The sequence below is a fragment of the Microcystis wesenbergii FACHB-1317 genome, from assembly GCF_014696875.1.
Lineage (GTDB): Bacteria > Cyanobacteriota > Cyanobacteriia > Cyanobacteriales > Microcystaceae > Microcystis > Microcystis wesenbergii_A.
In genome coordinates this window covers 1-3,606 of record NZ_JACJQV010000004.1, presented here as the reverse complement: position 1 = coordinate 3,606, position 3,606 = coordinate 1, and the positions used below count along the sequence as shown (strand labels likewise).

2 protein-coding genes and 2 pseudogenes are annotated in these 3,606 nt (G+C 37.7%); 2 read left to right on the top strand and 2 right to left on the bottom strand.

The features are described 5' to 3' along the window. Positions 1-171: transposase (locus H6F92_RS00075; RefSeq protein ID WP_190356371.1), on the top strand; the 171-nt coding region annotated here is incomplete at its 5' end. A gap of 289 nt (positions 172-460) precedes the next feature. Here H6F92_RS00075 and H6F92_RS00070 read toward each other — a convergent pair. Next, positions 461-1,945: pseudogene (locus tag H6F92_RS00070) on the bottom strand (IS1380 family transposase). Positions 1,946-2,238: 293 nt separating this feature from the next. On the opposite strand from H6F92_RS00070, the gene H6F92_RS00065 reads away from it, so the two are divergent. Continuing rightward, complete coding sequence (locus H6F92_RS00065) at positions 2,239-2,559, top strand: hypothetical protein (protein WP_199308085.1); 321 nt, start codon at positions 2,239-2,241, stop codon at positions 2,557-2,559. On the opposite strand, the pseudogene H6F92_RS00060 reads toward H6F92_RS00065, so the two are convergent. Next, positions 2,560-3,427: pseudogene (locus tag H6F92_RS00060) on the bottom strand (IS5 family transposase). Positions 3,428-3,606 lie beyond the last annotated feature (179 nt).

Genomic DNA, 3,606 nt, shown 5'->3' with positions numbered 1-3,606 from the left:
ATCCGAAACTGGTTTGGAGAAATCATTAGTTATTTTGAGCGAAGGACAACGAATGGGGTGGTCGAGGGAATCAACAATAAACTTAAACTAATAAAACGGAGAGGCTATGGCTTTAGAAACTTTCGGAATTTTTGGGTTAGAAGTATGTTGTCTTGGCATCTTGTCTGTTGATTTAGCATAAAGGGTAACGAAGAGCCAACTTTAATTGTGGATTTGATGGCATAACCCGCATTTCTCACAAACTGAATTGAGAACCTAATTTGGAGGTTGAAAGTTGTGTTTTTTTTAAATAAGAAAACCTCTTAAGGTTGCTGAGCGATAGTCCAACTAAACTAGCCAAAAATTTGCTGAATCAACAGATAAAATCTAGTCAATTAGTCAAAATTTCCATGATGAAACAGGCTGAATTTATGAGCAGCCATTGGGAAGATTATTTAGTTATCTTTGAGAACTATTCGACTTATCCAGGAGCAGGAAGTCCTTGAATTCTAGAGTAGGCTATCGCCAAAATATCTTGATAAGGACAAGAACTAGCTATGGCGATTAAAATTCTTCTAACGCTCACAGTAATTCTCGCCCCCAATTTAAGAAAACAAAGGCGAATTGTTCCTACTGTTGCTTTGGTAAAAGAGGTTTTCGCTCAACAATGTTGACGAAAAGCTTGCATTAAAACCTAAGCCATTGATGATAGCCAAAGTCTTAATTGATTACTCTCAAATGTCTGGGTTGAAGTCCGGTCGGCGAATAAATCTAATTGTTGTTCTTTAAGACGATTTTCCATCTCTTCCCTGAAACAATATTTGTCTGTATAAAGTTTTGATGGGGGAATTTTTGCCGATGGTAAAGATGTGACAACATGACGAATTTTTAATCCTTTACTACCATGACAAACTTTGGTAACAACTCTTCTTGAACAACTCCAAGATTCTTGAGTTTTGTAGCAAAGGGAGCGATAAAAAGTCGATTCTGGAACTAATTCTCTGACTTCTTCTAATTTTTCGTCTGGGGAAAATAGCGTCTCCATTAAAGCAGTAACAGGTTCAAGTCTTTGTTCATAATCACTTTCTGCTTTCTTAATTACATCGGTCGCTCGTAACTTCAATTGGCTATTAGTTCCCATTGCTATAGCATAATCAACTCCCTCTTGTTCTTCACAGAATTTGAAAATTTCTTCCCGGGCATAAGCACTATCTCCACGAACTAATATCTGAGTATCTTTCCATTTTTCTCGAATAATTCCGATGATTCTTTGTAATTCTGACAAGGCTCCTGCTGCTGTATCTACATTAGATGACCTCAATTTAGCTACTAATAAATGATGCCCACAAAATATAGACAAAGGTGCCTAACACACTCCTTTATAATAAGTATTGAAAAATGCACCTTCTTGATTTCCATGCACTTGGTCATCGGTGACATCCATGTCTAAAATAATTTGTTTAGGTGGCTTTTTGTAGGATTCTAGAAAGATGTCCACAAAAGCTTTTTCAATTTCTTTGGGGTTAGGCTCTATTTTATGATAGCGACTTTTCCCCTTGTCTATTATTGTTTCTGGACAATATTCTAGTCGATTAATTGTACTTTTTCCCGCTAAAACTGCTTCGTCTGAATCAATAAAATTGAGTTTTTTCAATGCTATTGCTCAAGCTGGATCATGACGTAATTTATCATGATCATTGACATCCTCATATCCCAAAACTATCGCATAAACTCTTTGTGCGAGTAGTTCATGAACTGAATAATCTAGATATGATGAATTTCGATAATCTCGAAAACATTCGGCAAATCGAGTCGTTATTTTTAGCTTTTGGTCTAACTCTGCCATCAAAATAATTCCTGCATCTGAGGTGATTTTTTCTCCTTCAAAATTAGCGATTACTTGTCTTCCATCGAGGTTTCCAAAATTTAATTGATTGAGTGGATACTGGTCTGAACTAGGAGTCATAAACTTGACATACTTTCAATAGTTTTAATGATTAAATTATAGCAAGCTTTTGACTTCATTCTCTACTTAAAATTGAGAATTTATCAATTAATTAACCTCAAAATACGCATTTTAAATTTGTTCTTTTTTCAAGGTCTAATTGATGATGAGCTTAAGTTGAATCCTAACAACACACTGTCGTTTTTGCTCCAGGGCGATCACCCAGTCAAAACCTAGATTCCGTAAGGCCTCTGGGGTTGGTGATCGCACTTTTTGTGAGAAATGCGGGATTTAGAGGAGCATCGTGAAAGGCAATGCTGAAAAACAAATATCTCAAGCAGTGGTCGTGCATAGTATCAGAACATCTGCCCCATTTGTCAATACCGCAAGCTATCGGATTGGCAACTTGGAGCTTCGGGATGGTCATGACCAAATCGAGCAGTTTGACTCAGGTGTCGAGGTTGATTGCGGCAGTCAATGAGGAAAAACCCAATACGGTCAGACAGAGACTGAAAGAATGGTATCAGTCCGGGAAAGCGAAAAAAGGAGAAAAGCGCAGCACTCTTGAGGTGAGCAGTTGTTTTGCGCCATTGTTAATGTGGGTGCTCAGTTTACTAGATCTCTTGCAAAAGTAATCAAGATATATCCTTTTGTCGGTAACGAAGTTCGTAATTGTAGATACCAGCAATCAAATTCAATCTCAGACCAAATCGCCGTCTGCGATTTCTGTATCTTGATGAAAGTATCCGAAATATTTTGAGACGACGATGAATATGTTCTATAACTATGCGCCGTTGTGATAACTGACGATTGGCTTTTTTTTTGCTCTTTACTTAGTTTTTCTTTTTTCTTTTTTTTATGAGGAATTTGACTGTTTTGATGGAGCTTCTGAATTCCTTGATCGCCTTTATCCCCTAATATTTCTATTTCCTTATTTAACCTTATTTTGCTCTCTTTCCACAGTCGAAAATCATGGACTCTTCCTTTCTCACAACGGACACAGATTACCTGCTCGCTTTTTTGGTCGCAACGCGCTCGCTGCGCGAGATCGGCAACGACTTGCGACTTTAATGTGTGGTATCCCTGCTTGCCACTCTAGCATGATTTCTGTTTTTTTTTGGGTCTTTCTATCTCCTGTTCTGACACATCCACCACTATTACTTCTCTTTCACTATTACTTTCTAAGAGGGCTTTTTTTCCGGGTAGATTAAACAGACCTGATTTGATGAGAATATTCTCTACTTTCCTAACAATTCTATACGCCGTTGATTCGTTAATACCCCAACTATTTCCCCGATGAAAATAGGTGCGATATTCTCGCCAATATTCTAATGTTATTAGTAGTTGGTCTTCCGTACTCAATTTGCTAGGTCTACCTGTCTTTTTTTGCCAAACTTTTTCTGCCTTTAGGACTGTTACCATATCCTTAAATGTATCTGGATACACGCCACACAAGCGTTTGAACTCTGTTGGCTTTAAAGTTTTTACTTGTTCGTAAGTCATCTTTCAATCTTAACTCTTGGACTATTTTATCCTATTTTGTCTAGACTTATGCAACAGGGTAAGCTGATCTAATTTGGTATAAATTGTACTTGACAAAGATTTCTGAATAGGGTAATCAAATCGCCATAGCACCGTCCCGCACTGCCAGTACCCAGACTTAGCCGCTGCTACCTCTGTAT

Excerpts from the sequence above, each read along its gene's own strand:
- H6F92_RS00065 (WP_199308085.1), top strand. The coding sequence starts at position 2,239 with ATGCTGAAAAACAAATATCTCAAGCAGTGGTCGTGCATAGTATCAGAA.